This is a genomic window from Azospirillum sp. P4_B5, assembly GCF_056402275.1.
On record NZ_JBFUHT010000038.1, the window covers coordinates 39,492 to 55,572 of the forward strand.

Consider the following 16,081-nt stretch of genomic DNA (forward strand, 5'->3'; position numbering starts at 1 on the left):
GCAGGACTGATGAGCGGCGGCTGCATCGGTGTCTTTGGAATAATTCGGGCGGCGGTTGCCCCCACCCTAACCCTCCCCCGCTGTCGCAGGGGAGGGGACTATTCTCCCTCCCCTGCGACAGCGGGGGAGGGCCGCGGGGGTGGCCTCCAGGTCCTTCAGCCCCGCCGAGGCCACCGCGGTGGAACTGCCGAAATGGTGCAGCAAGGCCTTCTTGCGCGACGGGCCGACGCCGGGGATGCCGTCGATGCGGGTGTGGTCCATCGCCTTCAGGCGGCGGGTGCGGTGGGCATCGATGGCCGTCCGGTGGGCCTCGTCGCGCAGCCGTTGCAGGAAGTACAGCACCGGGTCGTTGGGCTCCAGCCGGAAGGGCTCGCGGTCCGGCAGGAAGAAGCGCTCGCGTCCGGCGTCGCGGTCCGGCCCCTTGGCGATAGCGGCCAGCGGCACGCCCGCGATGCCCAGCCCGTCGAGAACCGCACGGGCGGCGTTCAACTGGCCGAGCCCGCCGTCGATCAGCACCAGATCGGGCCACTGGCCGCCGCCGCGCTGCGGGTCCTCGCGCAGCGCGCGCCCGAAGCGGCGGGTCAGCACCTCGCGCAGCATCGCGCAGTCGTCGCCCGCCGCCGCCGGGTCCTTGATGTGGAAGCGGCGTCCGGCGTTGCGCTGGATGCCCTCCGGCCCGGCGACCACCATGGCGCCGACGGGGAAAGCCCCCTGAATGTGCGAGTTGTCGTAGATTTCGATACGGGCCGGTGTTTGGGACAAGCCGAAGACGCGCGCCACCCCGGCCAGCAGCTTGCCTTGCGCGGAGCGTTCGGCCATGCGGCGCCCGTGCGCCTCGCGCGCGTTGGTCAGGGCGTGTTCGACGACGCGGCGCTTGGGGCCGCGCTGGGGAACCTCCACCTCCACCCGCCGTCCGGCGGCGAGCGTCAGCGCCTCGGCGAGCAGGGCGCGCTCCGGGATGGCGTGGCTGAGCAGAAGGTGACGGGGCGGCGGCGTCCCTTCGTAAAGCTGGGCGGCGAAGGCGGCGAGGATCGCGGCGGGCTCCTCCTCGCCGTCGTGCCGGGGGAAGAAGGCGCGGGTGCCCTGGTTGCGCCCGCCGCGGAAGAAGAAGGCCTGGACGCAGGCGGTTCCGCCCTCGGCATGGACGGCCAGCACATCGGCGTCTTCCAGCACGCCTTCCAGATTGATGTCCTGGCGGCTTTGCAGGGCAGTCAGGGCGCGGATGCGGTCGCGCCAACGGGCGGCGTCCTCGTAGGCCAGCCGGTCGGAGCAGTCCATCATGTGCCGTGCAAACTCCGCCTGGACGGCGGCGCTGCGCCCGGTCAGCACGTCGCGCACGCCCTGCATCTGGGCGGCATAGTCCTCCGCCGAGACGCGGCCGACGCAGGGGGCGGAGCAGCGCTTGATCTGGTGCTGGAGGCAGGGCCGCGTGCGCGCGGTGAAGGTGGCGTCGTCGCAGTTGCGCAGCAGGAAGGCGCGCTGCAAAGCCCCGATGGTCATGCCGACAAGGGCGGGGGAGGCGTAGGGGCCGAACAGGTCGCGTTTCTTGCCATGCCGGTCGGCGCTGCCGCGATGGTGCATCAACCGCGGAAACTCGTGTCCCTCGCCCAAAGCGATGTAGGAGAAGGAGCGGTCGTCCTTCACCAGCACGTTGAAGGGCGGCAGCAGGCGGCGGATCAGGTTGGCCTCCAGCAGGAGGGCCTCCGCCTCGGTGTGGGTGGTGACGAACTCCATGGAGCGGGTCAGCGTCACCATGCGGCGGGTGCGGTTGGGCAGCCCGTCCGTCCGGGTGTAGCTGGCCACCCGGCGTTTCAAGTTCTTCGCCTTGCCGACATACAGGATGCGCCCGTCCGCCCCGATCATCCGGTAGACGCCGGGCGTGTCCGGCAGCGTCGGCAGGGTGGCGCGGATCACCGCGGCTCCATCTACAGCCAAGCCGGCCATGGTCCCTAACCCGGTGTGCTAATCACGATGGCGCGGAAGGAAGCAGGGGAACGAACCATGGACAAGGGACAATCTTCGGTCCTGTTCTTCAGACCAGGATTCACCCCGCCTTTTGCCGCTCCACGCCCACGGCGGCATCCGGGCGGGTGCTGTCGCGGACGACCAGCTCGCAATCCAGCCCGTGGTGCGGCTGCGCCACCGTGGTGCCGTTCAGCCGGGCCAGGATCTGGCCGGCGGCCAGTTCCCCGATCTCGCGCTGCGGCGGACGGACGGTGGACAGTGGCGGCAGGCAGGCGGCGCTGAAGGTCAGGTCGCCGAAGCCGATCACCGCCAGATCGTCGGGCACGTTCAGCCCGCGCCGGTTCGCCTCGAACAGCACGCCCAGCGCCATGGCGTCGTTGGAGCAGACCACCCCGTCGATGTCCGGATGCAGCGCGAACACCTCGTCGATCAGCCAGATGCCGACCGGGGTGGAGGCGGTGTCGGGGGCGGTGAAGGCGATCGGCTCGTGCAGGCCGCGGCGGCGCACCTCGTCCTCATAGCCGTCGGTGCGGCTGCGCACGCGCATGTCCTGGTGAACGGCGGCGCCGATGTAGGCGACCTTGCGGCTGCCCTGGTCGTAGAGGTGGCTGGCCTGCCGCCGCCCGACCTCGAAGTGGGAGAAGCCGACCGTCATGTCCACCGCCGGGGTCTGGGCGGAGGGGATGTCCCACATCTCCACGACCGGCACGCCGGAGGAGCGCAGCATGGCGCGCGTCCGCTCGGTGTGGTGCAGGCCGGTGACCACCACCGCGGCGGGCGACCAGGCGAGGAAGGCGCGGATCAACTCCTCCTCCCGCTCCGGATCGAACTCGCTGACGCCGAGCAGCGTCTGGTAATGGGCGGTCTGGAAGGCGCTTTGCAGCGTGTTGTAGGTTTCCGCGAAGAAGGAGTTGGTGATGGAGGGCAGGATCACGCCCACCGTCCGGCTCTTCGCCGCGGCGAGGCTGCCCGCCACGAGGTTCGGCACGTAGCCGAGCTGGTCGATCACCGTCCGCACACGGGTTGCCAGCTCCTCCGACACCGCCTCCGGCTTGCGCAGATAGAGCGAGACGGTGCTGGGCGACACGCCGGCGGCGTTGGCCACGTCCGTCATGGTCAGCCGCTCGGTGGCGCGGCGGGTCTTCTTGCGGATGGGTTTGGCGGGTTTCGGCGGAAACGGCTTGGCGGGCGGCTGTGCGGTCATTCTCGTCCTTCCCTGCGGCGAACCCCGCCGCGCGGCGAGGCGGCATCATAGCACGCCGTTGGAAAAGCGGGGGAAATGCGGGAACGGTCAGGGCGCGGCATTCGGTTCCGCTCCGGCCATTTCCGTATCCGCCAGGGCGGCGCGCGCCTGCTCCGCGAAGAAGTCGATGAAGACGCGGATCTTGGCGGGCAAAAGGTTGCGGTGGGGGTAGAGCACGGCGAGCGTCACCGGTTCCGGCGGGCAGTGGGGCAGCACGACGCGCAGGGTCCCGCGGCGCAGATGGTCGGCGACCTCCCACAGCGGCTTCAGCACGATCCCTTCCCCGGCCAGCGCCCAGCCGGTCAGCACGTCGCCGTCGTCGGCGTCGAACTGGCCGGACACCGGCAGGGTCATCGGGCCTTGCGGCGTGGTCAGCGTCCATTGGAACTGCTGCGATCCGGGAAAGCGCAGCAGCAGGCAGTGGTGGGACAGCAGATCCTCGGGCCGGGCCGGCACGCCCCGTCGCTCCAGGTAGGAGGGCGCGGCGCAGAGCACCCGCGGCAGGTCGGCGATCTTGCGCGCGACGAAGCTGGAATCCTTCAGCGGCGCCATGCGGATGGCGACGTCCGTCGCCTCGCGCAGCAGGTCGAGCAGATGGTCGGACAGGCGCAGCCGCAGGTCCACCTGGGGGTAGGCGGCGTGGAAGCGCGGCACCATCGGGGCCAGGATGCGCCGACCGAAGCCCAGCGGCGCCGTCACCCGCAGGCTGCCCACCGGCGCCCCGCCGATGGCGCCGACGCTGCTCTCCGCCCGCTCAGCCGCCTCCAGAACCTCCAGGCAGTGTTCGAAGAAGACCTTCCCGGCTTCGGTGAACTGCACCTGCCGGGTGGTGCGGTTGAGCAGGCGGGCGTTCAGATGCTCCTCCAGGCTTTGCAGCCGGTGGCTGACCACGGCGGGCGACAGGCGCAGGCTGCGCCCGGCGGCGGACAGGCTGCCCAGCTCCACCACCCGCACGAACACCCGCATGTTCTCCAGCAGCGCCACGCCGTGTCTTTCCTGATTTTCCTTCTCCCCCCTGGGGAGAAGGTCAGGATGAGGGGGCGGCCGAAGGCCGACCACGCCGGCTCCTTGCCGCGCGTTGGACGCCCTGGCGGGCGCCCCCTCACCCTAACCCTCTCCCCAGGGGGGCGAGGGGATAAGAGGAGGAATCCTCCCACCTTTCCGTTTTTTTTGAAAGTGCTGGCGCACGCATCCGCTTCCCCGCTGCGCCGCGGCAACCGTAGAGTTCAGGGTGAGGATCACCGAACGGAAGAGGCCGCGACGCATGGAGCCGATCATCTGGGAGTGGGTCAACGTTCTGGTGCGCTGGCTGCACGTCGTCACGGCCATCGCCTGGATCGGATCGAGCTTCTATTTCATCCACCTCGACCTGTCCCTGCGGCGGCGCGACGGCCTGCCCAACGGCGTGGCGGGGGAGGCGTGGCAGGTCCACGGCGGCGGCTTCTACAACATGATGAAATACACGGTCGCCCCGGCGGAGCTGCCGGAGACGCTGACCTGGTTCAAATGGGAATCCTACGCCACCTGGCTCAGCGGCTTCGCGCTGCTGTCGGTGCTCTACTACCACGGCGCGGCACTCTACATGATCGACCCGGCGGTGCTGGACATCCCCTGGTGGGGCGCGGTGCTGCTCAGCCTGGGCGCCCTCGGGCTGGGCTGGCACGTCTATGACCGGCTGTGCAAGTCGCCGCTGGGCAAGGACGACGTGAAGCTGGCGGCGGCGGGCTTCGTCTTCCTGGTGCTGGTCGCCTGGGGCCTCAGCCATCTTTTCAGCGGGCGGGCGGCGATGCTGCATGTGGGCGCGCTGATCGGCACGATGATGTCGGCCAACGTCTTCCGCATCATCATCCCCAACCAGACCAAGGCGGTGGCCGCCATGAAGGCCGGTCAGGTGCCCGACCCGGCGCTGGGCAAGCAGGCCAAGCAGCGCTCGCTGCACAACAACTACCTGACGCTGCCGGTCGTCTTCCTGATGATCTCCAACCACTACCCGCTGGCCTTCGGCACGCGCTACAGCTGGGTCATCGTGGCGGCGGTGCTGGTGGTGGGGGCTGTGATCCGCCACTTCTTCAACAGCCGCCACGCCGGCAAGCCGACGCCCTGGTGGACCTGGGCGGTGGCCGCCGCGGGCGTCGCCGTCATCGTGGGCTTGAGCGCCGCCGGGACGCGGACCGAGAGCGCCGCCGCACCGGCCAGGGTCGAGTTCGCGCAGGTGGAGGAGGTGGTGCTGTCCCGCTGCTCCATGTGCCACGCGGCGCAGCCGGTGTGGGAGGGGATCGGCGTGGCGCCGCGCGGCGTGATGCTGGACAGCGCGGAGGCGATCAGCCGCCACGCCTCCCAGATCCGGACCTGGGCGGCGCTGTCCGACGCGATGCCCCCCGGCAACGTCACCGGTATCACGCCGGAGGAGCGCCGCCTGCTCGCCGCCTGGGCCGATCAGCTTCCCCGGTAGGTCGAGTAGCTGTAGGGGGAGACGAGCAGCGGCACGTGATAATGCTGGTCCGCGTTGGCGACGCCGAAGCGGATCGGCACCACGTCGAGGAAGGCGGGTTCGACGATCTCCAGGCCGGAGGCCCGGAAATAGTCGCCGGCCTCGAACACCAGCTCATAGACGCCCGGCGTCAGGTCGGCCCCGGCGAGGAGCGGCGCGTCGCAGCGCCCGTCGGCGTTGGTGCGGGTTTGGGTCAGCCGCTCCCGCCGCTCCCCGTCGATGCGGTAGAGGGTGACGGCGATCCCGGCGCCGGGCAGGCCGTGCGTCGTGTCGAGAACATGGGTGGTCAGGCGCCCGCTTCCGGACATGGGTCTCTCCTCTCGTGAATCCCCTCGCCCCCCTGGGGAGAGGGTTAGGGTGAGGGGGCGCCCGCCAGGGCGTCCAACGCACTGCAAGGGGCCGGCGTGGTCGGCCTTCGGCCGCCCCCTCATCCTGACCTTCTCCCCAGGGGGGAGAAGGAATAAGTGACTTTATACCGCAGCGCGACGCAGTCCGAACGGGGCCTGCGCAAAAAGACTTTCAAACGGATCGAAAAAGCGGACCTCGGCGATTGCGGTTATGCTGCGTGGCAGAGGACCGATCAGGGAAGGCCGGGATGCGACCGAGCGAGATGGACCGTGCAAGTTTCGTCGCCCGATTCGGCGGCGTGTTCGAACATTCGCCCTGGGTCGCCGAAGGCGCCTGGGATGCCGGCAATCAGGGGGGAAACCTGCCCGACGACGCGGACGGGCTGCACGCCGCGATGGTCGCCGTCCTGCGCGCCGCCGACCATGGCCGGAAGCTGGCGCTGCTGAACGCCCATCCCGATCTGGCGGGCCGGCTGGCGCTGCGCGGCGAGCTGACCGCCGACAGCACGGCGGAGCAGGCCAGCGCCGGGCTGGACCGCTGCACGCCCGAGGAGTTCGCCCGCTTCACCGAACTGAACGACGCCTACAAGGCGCGCTTCGGCTTTCCCTTCATCCTGGCGGTCAAGGGCCGCAGCCGCGCCGAGATCCTGGAGGCGTTCGAAACCCGCCTGTCCAACGGCCCGGAAGAGGAGTTCGCCACGGCGCTCGCCCAGGTCGAGCGCATCACCTGGCTGCGCCTGAAGGACCTGCTTCCCAAGGACATCGAGTCATGACCGGCTTCGGCGCGGACCTGATGGCGCGGCTGGACGCCTTCGCCGGCTTCACGGAGGAGCCGGGGTTGCTGACCCGCCTGTTCCTGACCCCGCAGCACCGCGCCGCCGCGGACCAGTTGATGGAGTGGATGGGCAAGGCCGGGATGGACGCCCGGATGGACCCGGCCGGGACGGTGGTCGGTCGTTACGAGGGGACCGCGCCGGGCGCGCCGGCCCTGCTGATCGGCTCCCACATCGACACGGTGCGAAACGCCGGCAAATATGACGGGAATCTGGGCGTGCTCGCCGCCGTCGCCGCGGTGGCGGAGCTGGACCGGCGCGGCGAGCGCCTGCCCTTCGCCATCGAGGTGCTGGGCTTCGGCGACGAGGAGGGGGTGCGCTTCCCCGTGACGCTGACCGGCAGCCGCGCCGTCGCGGGGCGCTTCGACCGGGCGGCGCTGGAGGCGCGCGACCGCGACCGCGTGCGCATGGCCGACGCCCTGCGCGCCTTCGGCGGCGATCCCGAGGCCATCGCCGCGGCGGCCCGCAAGCCGGGGGAGGCGCTGGCCTTTCTGGAGGTCCACATCGAACAGGGGCCGGTGCTGGAGGCTGAAGGTCTGCCGGTCGGCATCGTCACCGCGATCAACGGCGCCACGCGCTTCGCCATCCGGCTGCGCGGCATGGCCGGCCACGCCGGCACGGTGCCGATGGCGCTGCGCCGCGACGCGCTGGCCGCCGCCGCCGAGATGACTCTCGCGGCGGAGCGGGTGGCCGCGGCCTCCGACGCCGGACTGGTGGCGACGGTCGGCCGGATCGAGGCGAAGCCGGGCGCCGTCAACGTCATCCCCGGCGAGGCCGCCTTCACCCTCGACGTCCGCGCGCCGGAGGACGCCGTGCGGCGGGACGCCTGCGCCGCCATCCTCGGGGCGTTCGAGGCGATTGCCGGCCGCCGCGGCGTGGAACTGGCGGTGGAGACAACCCACGACGCGGCGGCGGCCCCCTGTTCCCCCGGCATCCGGCGGCAGATCGAGGCCGCCGTGATCCGCGCCGGCGTCCGCCCCTTGTCGCTGCCCAGCGGCGCCGGGCATGATGCCATGGCCTTCGCCGGCGTGCTGCCGATGGGCATGCTGTTCGTCCGCTGCGCGGGCGGCATCAGCCACAACCCCGCCGAATCCATCACCGCGGAGGACGCCGATTTGTCGGTGCAGATCCTCCTGGACATCATCCGCCACTTCGAGCACGAGACCCCGACACCATGACCGACACCGCCCAAAAGGCCATCCGCGCTTTCCTGGAGCAGACGCGCGACGAGCAGGTCCGCTTCCTGGCCGAACTGGTCAAGGTGCCCTCCGACAACCCGCCCGGCGACTGCGCCCCCCACGCCGAGCGGGCCGCCGCGCTGCTGGAGGCCATGGGGCTGACGGTGGAGCGCCACCCGGTTCCGGCGGATCTGGTGCGGGCCAACGGCATGATCTCCGCCACCAACCTGATCGTGCGCCGCCGCTTCGGCGATGGGCCGACCGTGGCGCTGAACGCCCATGGCGACGTGGTGCCGCCGGGCGAGGGCTGGACCCGCGACCCCTACGGGGCGGAGGTGGTGGACGGCTGGATGTACGGGCGCGGCGTCGCCGTCTCGAAGTCCGACTTCGTCACCTACACCTACGCGCTGCTGGCGCTGGAGAAGGCCGGTCTTGACCGCGGCACGGTGGAGTTGCACCTGACCTACGACGAGGAGGCCGGCGGCGAGATCGGGCCGAAATGGCTGCTCGACGAGGGGCTGACCAAGCCGGACTTCGCCATCGCCGCGGGCTTCAGCTACGGCGTCGTCACCGCGCACAACGGCTGCCTGCATCTGGAGGTCGAGGTCACCGGCAAGTCCGCCCACGCCGCCCTGCCGATGACCGGCATCGACGCGCTGGAGGCGACGACCGCGATCCTCGGCGCGCTCTATGAGCACCGCAAGGGCTACGCCGGCACCGTGTCGGCGGTGGACGGCATCGGCTCGCCGCAGTTGACGGTCGGGCTGATCAAGGGCGGCATCAACACCAACGTCGTCCCCGACCGTGTGACGCTGCGCCTCGACCGCCGCATGATCCCGGAGGAGGCGTCGGAGACGGTGGAGGAGGCGTTGCGCGCGGTCATCGCCGATGCGGCCACGGCCTTCCCGAAGGCCCGCGCCGAGGTCCGCCGCATCCTGCTGGCCCGCCCGCTGACCCCGCTGCCCGGCACCGACCGGCTGGCCGCCGTCCTCTGCGCCCACGCCAGCCGCGTGATGGGCGAGCCGGTGGAGACCAAGGGCGTGCCGCTCTACACCGACGCGCGCCATTACTCCGACGCGGGCGTGCCCATCGCGCTGTTCGGCGCCGGCCCCCACACCATCGAGGAGGCCAACGCCCACCGCGCCGACGAGCGCCTGCCGCTGTCCGATCTGTTCAAGGCGACGGAGGTTGTGGCGCTGTCGCTGTTGGAGGTGCTGGGCGAGGGGTGAGGCTGCGCTGGTGCTGACCTTGCCCCCACCCTAACCCTCCCCCGCTGCGCAGGGGAGGGGACTTCATTCTCCCTCCCCTGTGCTGATCCGCCCGAAGCGCAGCACCCTGGAAAGCCGCAACGACGTGGACATCGAGCGGACCTTCCGCTTCGTCCACAGCGGGCTGGAATGGACGGGCTTCCCGCTGATCGCGGCCAACATGGACGTGGTCGGCACCATGGCCGTCGCCCGCGCCCTGTCGCGCTTCGGCGCGCTGACCGCGCTGCACAAGCACTACCCGGCCGAAGCCCTGATCCCCTTCTTCCGCGACGAGGACACGGCCAACGTCTTCTACTCGCTGGGCACGACCGAGGCCGACTACGACAAGTTCCAGGCGGTGAAGGCCAAGGCCCCGGTGGGCAAGCTCTGCCTGGACGTCGCCAACGGCTACACGGAACGCTTCGTGCGCGTCATCGCCCGGCTGCGGAAGGAGAATCCGGACATGGTCATCATGGCCGGCAACGTGGTGACCGGCGACATGACCGAGGCGCTGGTGCTCGCCGGGGCCGACATCATCAAGGTCGGGATCGGGCCGGGGTCGGTCTGCACCACCCGCAAGATGACCGGCGTCGGCTATCCGCAGCTTTCCGCCATCATCGAATGCGCCGACGCCGCCCACGGGCTGAAGGGGCAGGTCTGCGGCGACGGCGGCTGCACGGTGCCGGGCGACATCTCCAAGGCCTACGGCGCCGGTTCGGACTTCGTGATGCTCGGCGGCATGCTGGCCGGCCACGACGAGTGCGAGGGCGACATCCGCTATGAGGAGCGCGGCGGGCAGAAGGTGCCGGTGGCGATGACCTTCTACGGCATGTCGTCCGACACGGCGATGCACAAGTACGCGGGCGGCGTCGCCTCCTATCGCGCGTCGGAGGGCAAGACCGTGGAGGTCCCCTACCGTGGACCGATCGACGGCACGATGCAGGAGATCATGGGCGGCGTGCGCAGCATGATGACCTACATCGGCGCCACCAAGCTGAAGGAGGTGTCGAAGCGGACCACCTTCGTCCGCGTCGGCGCGCAGCTGAACACCGTCTTCGGGGGGTGATGCCACGGGAGGTACCCTGCATCGGTACCTCCTTCTCGACCGTCTTCCTCCGGAACCACCGGCGGCTTCCACCGTTCGCAGGATGTGCGGACGGGTGGGGCGCCGGACGGCTTGCCCCGCTCGTCCGCCTTTTGGCGGGACGAGGAAGGCAGACCTTATGCGTGATTTCGATGGAGCCGCTCCGGCTTATGTGGGGCGGACGGACGGGCCGGCGGTTTTCGATTACCTGATCGTCGGGGCGGGCTTCGCCGGCAGCGTGCTGGCGGAACGTCTGGCGGCGGGGCTGGACAAACGTGTCCTGCTGATCGACCGGCGCCCGCACATCGGCGGCAACGCCTACGACCATCACGACGACGCGGGCGTGCTGATCCATCGCTACGGCCCGCACATCTTCCACACCAACTCGCAGCCGGTGGCGGACTATCTGTCGCGATTCACCAAGTGGCGCCCCTACGAGCACCGGGTGCTCGCCCATGTCGACGGGCAGCTCGTCCCGATCCCGATCAACCGGACGACGGTCAACCAACTGTACGGGCTTGACCTCGATGAGTCCGGGGTGGCGGAGTTCCTCAAGAGCCGCGCGGAACCGGTGGCCGACGTCCGCACCTCGGAGGACGTGGTGGTCGGCGCGGTCGGGCGGGAGCTGTACGAGAAGTTCTTCCGCGGCTACACCCGCAAGCAATGGGGCCTCGACCCGTCGGACCTCGACAAGGCGGTGACGGCGCGGGTGCCGACGCGGACCAACGACGACGACCGCTATTTCGGCGACAGCTTCCAGAACATGCCGCTGCACGGCTACACGCGGATGTTCGAGAACATGCTCGACCACCCGAACATCACCATCCGCCTGGGTGTCGATTTCCGCGACGTGGTGCGCGACGTGCGTTACCGCAACCTGATCTTCACCGGCCCGGTGGACGAGTATTTCGGCCACCGCTTCGGCAAGCTGCCCTACCGCTCCCTGACCTTCCGGCACGAGACGGTCGATCAGGAATGGTTTCAGCCCGTCGCCGTGGTGAACTACCCCGGCGAGGAGGTGCCGCACACCCGCATCACCGAATACAAGCACCTGACCGGCCAGACGAACCCGCAAACCAGCCTGACCTACGAATACCCGTCGGCGGAGGGCGACCCCTACTACCCGATCCCCCGCGCGGAGAACGCGGCCCTCTACCGCAAGTACCAGGAGCTGGCCGACGCCACGCCGAACGTCCATTTCGTCGGGCGGCTGGCGACCTACCGTTACTACAACATGGATCAGGTGGTGGCGCAGGCGCTGGCGCTCTACACCCGCATCGCCAAGGCCGAAGGCGCCGTGGCGGAGGGTGCGCGCGGCATTTCCGGGATCGGCGCCGCCCCGCAGCCCGCTCCATCGTCCGCTCCGGTCCACAGCAGGAGGGAAGCGTCATGAAAGCGTTCGGAATGGCCCTGGCCACCGCGGTCATCCTCGCCATCGGCGCCAGCGTGATCCTGGAAGGCACGCTGGGCCGCACCGCCGATGAGACCTACGCCGCCCCCTCGGTCCGGCTGAGCGAGGACAACACCGTGCAGCACCGGAACTTCATGGGCCACTGAGGATCTGCGTTCCGGGGGAGGGGCAGTGCTCCTCCCTACATATCCAACCCGACGTCAAAATTCGGCGCGCTGTGGGTCAGCCAGCCGACCGAGATCATGTCCACGCCCGCTTCGGCGATGGCGCGCACGGTGGACAGGGTGACGTTGCCCGACGCCTCCGTCACCATGCGGCCGTCCACCATGGCGACGGCGCGGCGCAGCGTCTCCGGGTCCATGTTGTCGAGCAGGACGACATCGACCGGCAGGGCCAGCAGCTCCTCAAGCTGGGTCAGCGTGTCGACCTCGACCTCCACCTTCACCATGTGGCCGATGGCGGCGCGGACGCGCTCCACCGCCGGGCGGATGCCGCCGGCCACGGCGATGTGGTTGTCCTTGACCAGCACCGCGTCGTCCAGCCCGAAGCGGTGGTTGAAGCCGCCGCCCAGCCGGACCGCCTGCTTCTCCAGGACGCGCAGGCCGGGGGTGGTCTTGCGGGTGCAGACGATGCGGGCGTTCGTGCCTTCCACCTCGCGCACCAGCGCGCGGGTGGCGGTCGCAATGCCGGACAGGCGGCCCAGGAGATTCAGCGCCGTGCGCTCCGCCGTCAGCAGGGCGCGGGCGCGGGCCGTCACGGTGGCGATGGTGGCGCCGGGCGCGACATCGGCGCCGTCGCCGTGCTCCACCCGCAGTTCCGCCGCGGGGTCGAGGATGCGGAAGGCGGACAGGGCGACCTCCAGCCCGGCGACGCGCCCGTCCTTGCGCGCGGCCAGCCCCGCCGTCGCCACGGCGTCCGCCGAGACGATGCTGTCGGTGGTGATGTCGCCGGCCCGCCCAAGGTCCTCCGCCAGGGCGGCGCGGACGATCGGTTCATAGGTCAGAGGATGGAGCATGCGGCGTCTCCGGAAAGGGGGCCGGCGGCCCCGGTCAGGTCGGTGAGGGTGAAGCGGTGGCGTTGCGCCGCCGGGTCTTCCTGCGGGAAGTCGGTTCGGAAATGCGCCCCGCGGCTTTCGCTGCGGGCGAGGGCGGCGTGGACGATCAGACGCCCGGCCAGCAGGCGGTTGCGCGCCTCGCCCCAGCGGCGGACGGCAGCAAGGTCGGCCGTGCCGCCGTCGCACAGCGCGTCGAGCGCCACAGCCAGACGGTCCAGCTTGCGCCGGGCGGCCAGCAGGCCCACCCCGTCACGCACCAGCCCGGCGCCCTGGTAGAGCGTGCAGCGGGACTCGTCCGTCATGGCGTCGAGCAGGCCGGCCCCGATCTCCCCGGCGACGGCCGGCGCTTCGGGCAGGGGGAAGGGCGGCAGGGGAGGGAGGTCCCGCCCGGCCACGTCGCGGGCGACCCGCGCGCCGAACACCAGCGCCTCCAGCAGGGAGTTGCTGGCCAGCCGGTTGGCGCCGTGGACACCGGTGCAGGCGACCTCGCCGCAGGCCCACAGCCCGTCCAGGCTGGTTCGCCCGGCGTGGTCGGTGACCACCCCGCCCATGTGGTAGTGCGCCGCCGGAGCGACCGGCACCGGCTCCCGCCAGGGGTCCAACCCGTGGGCGGCGCAGAGCGCCAGCACGGTGGGAAAGCCGTCCGGCTTGGCGGCCAGCGCCGGGCGCATGTCCAGCCGCACCGGCTCCCCCGCCGCGACGCGCGCGCCGATGGCGCGGGCCACCACGTCGCGCGGCGCCAGCTCGGCCAGGGGGTGTTCCGCCGCCATGAAACGGATCCCGCGCCGGTCGAGCAGCAGCGCCCCGGCGCCGCGCAGCGCCTCGGTCAGCAGGGGGGCGGGGTCGGCGTCCACGGCGAGCGCCGTCGGGTGGAACTGTACGAACTCCACGTCGGCGAGCAGCGCCCCGGCCCGCGCCGCCAGCGCCAGCCCGTCGCCGGTCGCCTCCGGCGGGTTGGTGGTGCGGGCGTAGGCCCCGCCGACCCCGCCGGTCGCCAGCACCACGCGCGGCGCGCGGTAGAACACCCAGCCTTCCGGGTGGCAGGCCAGAACGCCGCAGACCCGCCCGTGGCGCACCGCCAGATCGACGGCGAAGGCGTCGCTCTCCACGCGGATCGACGGGGTGGCCCGCACCCGCTCGGCCAGCGCCGCGACGAGGGTCGCCCCGGTGGCGTCGCCGCCGGCATGGACGATGCGCGCCGCCCCGTGCGCCGCCTCCCGCCCCAGCAGGAGCGCGCCGTCGGCGTCGCGGTCGAAGGGCAGCCCGGCGAGGAGCAGCGCCCGCACCCGCTCCGCCCCCTCGCGGGTCAGCAGCAGGGCGCGGCCGGCGTCCACGAAGCCGGCTCCGGCAGCCACCGTGTCGGCGGCGTGTGCCTCCGGCCCGTCGCCAGGGCCGATGGCGGCGGCGATGCCGCCCTGGGCATGGTTGCTGGAGCCGCCCGGCAGGTCCGGCGTCTTGGTCAGCAGCGTGACGGCGCGCGGCGCCAGATGCAGGGCGGCGGTCAACCCGGCCATGCCGGAGCCGATGACGACCACCTCCGAATCGCGGACCGTGTAGGGGGTGGGCATGGAAAGCCTCCCGGCGAGAAGATCGTTCTAACCCTCTCCCCTCTGGGGAGAGGGTGGCCCGGAGGGCCGGTGAGGGGGATGCGCGTGGCCGTGCGTCCGGCACAAGCGCACCCCCCTCACCCTGACCCTCTCCCCGGAGGGGAGAGGGAATAGAAGGTCAGCGCGGCTTGACGGCGAGCATCCGTTCCACCGAACGGCGGGCGCGGTCGGCCACCTCCGGCGCGATGGTCACTTGCGGTTCCAGCGTGCGCAGGCTGTCGAGGATGTTCGCCAGGGTGATCTTCTTCATGTGCGGGCACAGGTTGCAGGGCCGCACGAACTCCGTCTCCGGCGAGGCGGCGGCGACGTTGTCGCTCATCGAGCATTCGGTGACCATCAGCACCCGCGGCGGGCGGCGGTCCGCCACGAAATCGACCATGCGGGCGGTGGAACCGACGAAATCCGCAGCCTCCAGGACGTCGGGCGGGCATTCCGGGTGGGCGATGACGATCAACTCGCCGAAGCGCCCGCGGAACTCGCGGATCTCGTCGCCGGTGAAGCGCTCGTGCACCTCGCAATGGCCCTTCCAGGCGATGATCTCGACGCTGGTCTGGGTGGCGACGTATTTCGCCAGATACTCGTCGGGCAGCATGATGACGCGCGGCGCGCCCAGCGATTCCACCACTTCCACCGCGTTGCCGGAGGTGCAGCAGATGTCCACCTCCGCCTTCACGTCGGCGGAGGTGTTGACGTAGGCGACCACCGGCACGCCCGGATAACGCTCGCGCAGCAGCCGCACGTCGGCGGCGGTGATCGATTCGGCCAGCGAGCAGCCGGCCCCGGTGTCGGGGATCAGCACCGTCTTGGCCGGGTTCAGCAGCTTCGCCGTCTCCGCCATGAAATGCACGCCGGCCACGACGATCACGTCGGCGTCGGTCTCGGTCGCGCGGGCGGCGAGCGCCAAGCTGTCGCCGACGATGTCGGCCACGCCGTGGAAGATCTCCGGCGTCTGGTAGTTGTGGGCGAGGATCACCGCGTTGCGCTCCCGCTTCAAGCGGTTGATCTCATGGACCAGCGGGGCGTGGAACGGCCACTCGACGGCGGGCATCACGCGCTTCATGCGCTCGTAGATCGGCTGCGTCGCCGCGGCGATGTCGGGCGTGTAGGCAAGGCCGGTGGTATCGCGCATGGCGCATTCCTTTAATGCTCGCAGTGAGCAAAACCATAAATGCTCAATTAGAGTATATCAAGCGGAAAAGGATGCGCTGTGCGGAAGGTTGGTGATCCGCCTTACTTGGCTTCCTGGCTGCTCAGGTCGGACGGATTTTCGGAGCGGGTCGGTTCGTGCCCCATGTCGGGTTCGCTGGCCCATTGGTTGGGGCGCGGCACCGGGTTGCCCTGGAGGTCGGGTGGTGCCCGGCGGACGTCGGCCAGGGCCTGCTGAAGCTCCGCCCCCTGGGTTTCGCCGCTGGTGGTGGCCTTGGGCGCGCGAACGCCCTGCTGGTTGGGCGGCGGTTCCTGGCTTTGCTGCACCTTGATGTCGTTGGACAGCGACTCCTTGGTGGCTTCCTGGGCGATGACGTTGCCGGTCATCAGCAGCCCGGCGACAAGGCTGGAAGAAATCAGTGCGGCGAGCAAGGCGCGGACTCCTTTGGGCAGGGGGGTGACAAGGCCGTCCCCC

General features: G+C 70.7%; 15 protein-coding genes. 7 read left to right on the forward strand and 8 right to left on the reverse strand.

The window, feature by feature from the left end; all coding sequences use genetic code 11:
* Positions 1–66: 66 nt before the first annotated feature.
* From uvrC to AC1DVI_RS24380, 3 genes are all read right to left on the reverse strand, one after another.
* On the reverse strand, positions 67–1,944 hold the full coding sequence (gene uvrC, locus AC1DVI_RS24370; RefSeq protein WP_476960162.1) for an excinuclease ABC subunit UvrC: 1,878 nt from the start codon (positions 1,942–1,944) through the stop codon (positions 67–69).
* Positions 1,945–2,044: 100 nt separating this feature from the next.
* A complete protein-coding gene (locus AC1DVI_RS24375; protein ID WP_476960163.1) occupies positions 2,045–3,169 on the reverse strand; it encodes a LacI family DNA-binding transcriptional regulator in 1,125 nt (374 codons plus the stop codon).
* Between the two features lie 87 nt (positions 3,170–3,256).
* Positions 3,257–4,192 (reverse strand): LysR family transcriptional regulator, encoded by a 936-nt coding sequence (locus tag AC1DVI_RS24380; protein WP_476960164.1) that lies wholly within the window; start codon positions 4,190–4,192, stop codon positions 3,257–3,259.
* A 280-nt stretch (positions 4,193–4,472) separates the two neighbouring features.
* Here AC1DVI_RS24380 and AC1DVI_RS24385 point away from each other — a divergent pair, with 280 nt between their 5' ends.
* Complete coding sequence (locus AC1DVI_RS24385) at positions 4,473–5,660, forward strand: urate hydroxylase PuuD (RefSeq protein ID WP_476960165.1); 1,188 nt, start codon at positions 4,473–4,475, stop codon at positions 5,658–5,660.
* Here the strand turns inward: AC1DVI_RS24385 and uraH are convergent.
* On the reverse strand, positions 5,645–6,007 hold the full coding sequence (gene uraH / locus AC1DVI_RS24390) for a hydroxyisourate hydrolase (protein ID WP_476960166.1): 363 nt from the start codon (positions 6,005–6,007) through the stop codon (positions 5,645–5,647). The genes AC1DVI_RS24385 and uraH overlap by 16 nt on opposite strands.
* A 302-nt stretch (positions 6,008–6,309) precedes the next feature.
* Between uraH and uraD the strand changes: the two genes are divergently transcribed.
* The 6 genes from uraD (at position 6,310) to AC1DVI_RS24420 (ending at position 11,945) form a co-directional block, all read left to right on the forward strand.
* Entirely contained in the window at positions 6,310–6,819 is a 510-nt protein-coding gene (gene uraD, locus AC1DVI_RS24395; RefSeq protein WP_476960167.1) for a 2-oxo-4-hydroxy-4-carboxy-5-ureidoimidazoline decarboxylase, read from the forward strand.
* The gene (locus tag AC1DVI_RS24400; RefSeq protein ID WP_476960168.1) at positions 6,816–8,057 is read left to right on the forward strand and encodes an allantoate amidohydrolase; all 1,242 of its coding nucleotides are present in this window, start codon (positions 6,816–6,818) and stop codon (positions 8,055–8,057) included. The genes uraD and AC1DVI_RS24400 overlap by 4 nt, the downstream gene beginning before the upstream one ends.
* Positions 8,054–9,286 carry a M20/M25/M40 family metallo-hydrolase gene (locus AC1DVI_RS24405; protein ID WP_476960169.1) on the forward strand — a complete coding sequence of 411 codons (1,233 nt, stop codon included), beginning with the start codon at positions 8,054–8,056 and terminating at the stop codon, positions 9,284–9,286. Before AC1DVI_RS24400 ends, AC1DVI_RS24405 begins: the two co-directional genes overlap by 4 nt.
* Positions 9,287–9,365: 79 nt before the next feature.
* A complete protein-coding gene (locus AC1DVI_RS24410) occupies positions 9,366–10,370 on the forward strand; it encodes a GMP reductase (protein ID WP_476960170.1) in 1,005 nt (334 codons plus the stop codon).
* A 157-nt stretch (positions 10,371–10,527) separates the two neighbouring features.
* The gene (gene glf, locus AC1DVI_RS24415) at positions 10,528–11,781 is read left to right on the forward strand and encodes a UDP-galactopyranose mutase (RefSeq protein WP_476960171.1); all 1,254 of its coding nucleotides are present in this window, start codon (positions 10,528–10,530) and stop codon (positions 11,779–11,781) included.
* Entirely contained in the window at positions 11,778–11,945 is a 168-nt protein-coding gene (locus tag AC1DVI_RS24420; RefSeq protein WP_476960172.1) for a hypothetical protein, read from the forward strand. The genes glf and AC1DVI_RS24420 overlap by 4 nt, the downstream gene beginning before the upstream one ends.
* A gap of 35 nt (positions 11,946–11,980) precedes the next feature.
* Here the strand turns inward: AC1DVI_RS24420 and nadC are convergent, their stop codons facing one another.
* The 4 genes from nadC to AC1DVI_RS24440 form a co-directional block, all read right to left on the reverse strand.
* Positions 11,981–12,814, reverse strand: a complete 834-nt coding sequence (nadC, locus tag AC1DVI_RS24425) for a carboxylating nicotinate-nucleotide diphosphorylase (RefSeq protein WP_476960173.1) — start codon at positions 12,812–12,814, stop codon at positions 11,981–11,983.
* Positions 12,799–14,421 (reverse strand): L-aspartate oxidase, encoded by a 1,623-nt coding sequence (locus AC1DVI_RS24430; RefSeq protein WP_476960174.1) that lies wholly within the window; start codon positions 14,419–14,421, stop codon positions 12,799–12,801. Before AC1DVI_RS24430 ends, nadC begins: the two co-directional genes overlap by 16 nt.
* A 157-nt stretch (positions 14,422–14,578) precedes the next feature.
* Positions 14,579–15,589 (reverse strand): quinolinate synthase NadA, encoded by a 1,011-nt coding sequence (gene nadA / locus AC1DVI_RS24435; protein ID WP_476960175.1) that lies wholly within the window; start codon positions 15,587–15,589, stop codon positions 14,579–14,581.
* A 101-nt stretch (positions 15,590–15,690) separates the two neighbouring features.
* Entirely contained in the window at positions 15,691–16,038 is a 348-nt protein-coding gene (locus AC1DVI_RS24440) for a hypothetical protein (protein WP_237905426.1), read from the reverse strand.
* Between the last annotated feature and the right edge of the window lie 43 nt (positions 16,039–16,081).